At 72.4% G+C, this 3,474-nt stretch carries 4 protein-coding genes; 2 read left to right on the forward strand and 2 right to left on the reverse strand.

Going from position 1 to position 3,474, the window contains the following annotated elements; all coding sequences use genetic code 11:
* The coding region (nadB, locus tag IJH84_RS14640) for an L-aspartate oxidase (RefSeq protein ID WP_295145341.1) at positions 1 to 1,177 on the reverse strand (1,177 nt) is incomplete at its 3' end.
* Positions 1,174 to 2,178 (reverse strand): quinolinate synthase NadA, encoded by a 1,005-nt coding sequence (gene nadA / locus IJH84_RS14645; protein WP_295145344.1) that lies wholly within the window; start codon positions 2,176 to 2,178, stop codon positions 1,174 to 1,176. The genes nadB and nadA, both read right to left, overlap by 4 nt.
* A 135-nt stretch (positions 2,179 to 2,313) precedes the next feature.
* Here nadA and IJH84_RS14650 point away from each other — a divergent pair, with 135 nt between their 5' ends.
* Together IJH84_RS14650 and IJH84_RS14655 are read left to right on the forward strand one after the other, a co-directional pair.
* Positions 2,314 to 2,973, forward strand: a complete 660-nt coding sequence (locus tag IJH84_RS14650) for an NUDIX domain-containing protein (RefSeq protein ID WP_295145350.1) — start codon at positions 2,314 to 2,316, stop codon at positions 2,971 to 2,973.
* Positions 2,974 to 3,043: 70 nt separating this feature from the next.
* The coding region (locus IJH84_RS14655; protein ID WP_295145347.1) for an LON peptidase substrate-binding domain-containing protein at positions 3,044 to 3,474 on the forward strand (431 nt) is incomplete at its 3' end.

Consider the following 3,474-nt stretch of genomic DNA (forward strand, 5'->3'; position numbering starts at 1 on the left):
CGACCAGCCCTTCCAGCAGGCTGTTGGAGGCCAGCCGGTTCGCCCCGTGCAGGCCGGTACGGGCGACCTCGCCCGCCGCGTACAGGCCGGCCACCCCGGTCCGTCCGTCCACATCGGACAGCACGCCGCCGCAGGAGTAGTGCGCGGCGCTGGTCACCGGAATCGGTTCGCGCGCCGGGTCGATCCCGGCTTCCCGGCAGGCCGCGAACACCGTCGGGAACCGGGCGGCGAAACCGCTCAGCCCGGTCGCGTCCCGGTACGCGCACTCCGCGCCGGTCTCGGTGATCCGCCGGTTGATCGCCGCGGAAACCACGTCGCGCGGCGCCAAGTCCGCGAGCGGGTGCTCCCCGGCCATCACGCGCCGCCCCTGCGCGTCCACCAGCACGGCGCCCTCGCCGCGCACCGCCTCGGTGACCAGCGGGCGCCTGCCCCGCGCACCGTCCGCGGTGTGCAGCACCGTCGGATGGAACTGCACGAACTCCAGATCCGCCACCGAAGCACCCGCGCGCAGCGCGAGCGCGATCCCGTCGGCCGTGGCGACTTCCGGATTCGTGGTGGCCGCGAAGAGCTGTCCCAGCCCACCGGTGGCCAGCAGTACCGCCGGACTCCGCAGCGTGCCCGGATTCGCGGACCCGTCGAGCGCGAGCGCACCCGCGATCGCGCCGCACTCGTCGCGGATCAGCTCGGCGACGCAATGCCCTTCCAGCACGGGGATTCCACCGGCGGCCACTGCGCTCGACAACGCCCGCTGCACCTCCGCGCCGGTCGCGTCCCCACCGGCGCGGATGACGCGGAAAGCGGTGTGCCCGCCCTCGCGGGTTCGCGCGAGCGGTCCCGCGCTACCGGAATCGGTGTCGAACCGAGCACCGGCCGCGCGCAGTTCGGCCACCGCCGCCGCACCGTCGGTGAGGATCGCGCGGACGGCGTCCTCGTCGCACAATCCCGCTCCGGCGGTCAGGGTGTCGTCGACGTGCCGCTGCAAGCTGTCGCCCACGTCGTGCTCGTCGGGCCGGACCACGGCGACCCCGCCCTGCGCCCATCCGGTGTTGCCCGCCGAAACCGAGTCCTTGGTGATCACCAGCACGCGCAACCCGAGCCGCCTGGCGCTCAGCGCCGCGGTGAGCCCGGCGACGCCGGAGCCGACGACGACCAGGTCCGCACCGGCCTCCCAGCTCATTCGCCGCCCCCGGGCTTGCCGACGGAGATCATCCGCCGCACCGACTCGCGGGCGCGTTCGGCGACGTCGGCGGGCACCTCCACCTCGTCGGCCCGTTCGCGCAAGCAGCGCAGCAACGCCGCAGGCGTGATCATCTTCATGTACCGGCAGGACGCGCGTTCGTTGACCGCCCGGAAGTCGATCTCCGGTGCGGCCCGCCGCAGCTGGTGCAGCATTCCGACCTCGGTGGCCACCAGCACCGAATCGGCCCCGGTCTCCCGCGCCGCATCGAGCATCGCGCCGGTGGAGAGGATCTTGACCCGCTCCGGCGGCACCGTGCCCTCGCCCGCCAGGTACAGCGCGGAGGTCGCGCAACCGCACTCCGGGTGGATGAACAGATCGGCGTCCGGGTTGGAAGCCGCGCGGCCCGCCAGCTCCGGCCCGTTGATCCCGGCGTGCACGTGGCATTCCCCCGCCCACACGAGAACGTTGTCCCGCCCGGTTTCGCGGCGGACGTGCGCGCCGAGGAATTGATCGGGGCAGAACAGCACTTCGCGCTCGGCGGGGATCGAGCGGACGACGTCGACGGCGTTGGACGAGGTGCAGCAGATGTCGGTCTCGGCCTTCACCTCCGCGGTGGTGTTCACGTACGAGACCACGACCGCGCCGGGGTGTTCGGCCTTCCAGGCGCGCAGCTGCTCGGCGGTGATGGAGTCGGCCAGCGAGCAGCCGGCCCGCTCGTCCGGGATCAGCACGGTCTTGCCGGGCGCGAGGATCTTCGCCGTCTCGGCCATGAAGTGCACGCCGCAGAACACGATCGTCGATGCCGGGCTGTCCGCGGCGATCCGGCTCAGCGCCAGCGAGTCGCCGGTGTGGTCGGCGACGTCCTGGATCTCCGGCAGCTGGTAGTTGTGCGCGAGCAGCACCGCGTCGCGCTCGTCGGCCAGTCGCCGGATCTCCCGCGCCCATTCCGCGTCCGGCGCCACTCCCGTGTAGCCGGCCGGTGCTTCGGTGGCCACCATCTCGTCCTCCTCACCACCGGAAACGCTGCGGTGCGCGCCCGGCGTTGCTCATCGAGCAGTTTTCGCCTTATAATCGAAAACGTGCCCCATCGTAGCACCGGAGCCGACCCGGACAAGGGAGATGCAGGTCACGAAGTGCTCGCCGGAGTGCTCCGGGCGCACGAAGGCCGCCTGCAAGTCCTGCTGTGGCAACGCGCCAAACCGCCGCACGAAAACCGGTGGGCGCTGCCCGGCGGCAGGCTCGGCGACGACGAGGACGTGGAGCGCTCGATCCGCCGCCAGCTCGCGGAAAAGGTCGACGTGCACAAGCTCAGCCACGTCGAGCAGCTCGCCGCGTTCAGCGATCCCGGCCGCGTGCCCGGCCGCCGCGTCGTGGCGACCGCGTTCCTCGGGCTGGTCCCGTCCGATGTGGACCCGGAGGTGCCCGCGGACACCACTTGGCACGCGCTGGACGACCCGCCGCCCACCGCGTTCGACCACGAGCGGATCACGCACGCGGCGCGGGACCGGCTGCGCGCGAAGCTCTCCTACACGAACCTCGGTTTCGCACTGGCGCCCGCCGAATTCACCATCTCCGAGCTGCGCCGGATCTACTCGGCCGCGTTGGGCTACCAGGTGGCCGCGACGAATCTGCAACGAGTGCTGACCCGGCGCGGAGCGCTGCAACCGACCGGGCGCACGGTTCCCGCAGGCCCTTCCGGCGGGCGCCCGCCCGCGCTGTTCCGGTTCACCAGCCCCGGCCTGGAGATCACCGACCCGTTCGCGGTGTTCCGCCCGCCACCGGGTGCTTCATGAGCGCCGCGTGGCCGCCGTCCGGCGAATCGATGTTGGCCGCCGGGCCGGGAGTGCACGTAGGTTGGCAACCGTGACCGACACGTTGCCCCTGTTCCCGCTGAGCACCGTGCTGCTGCCCGGTGCGGCGCTGCCGCTGCACATCTTCGAGTCGCGCTACCGGCAGCTCGTGCTCGACCTGGTCAACGACGTCGTCCCGGACCGCCGGTTCGGCGTGGTCGGCATCCGGCAGGGCTGGGAGGTCGGCGACGACAACGTCGACTCGATGTACGACGTCGGCTGCTCCGCGCGGTTGCAGCAGGTCCAGCAGCTCCCGCAGGGCCGCTACGACGTCTCCGCGGACGGTGCGCAGCGGTTCCGGCTGCTGCAGATCGACCGGGAGGCCGCGCCGTACCTGATGGCCCGGGTGGAATGGCTGCCGGACACCGAACCCGCCGACGATCCGCGGATCGGCCCGCGGCTGGACGCCGCCGCCCGCGCAGCGCACGAGCGGTACCACGGGAC

Origin of the sequence: Saccharopolyspora sp., assembly GCF_017434145.1 — a bacterium.
Taxonomy (GTDB): domain Bacteria; phylum Actinomycetota; class Actinomycetes; order Mycobacteriales; family Pseudonocardiaceae; genus Saccharopolyspora_C; species Saccharopolyspora_C galaxeae.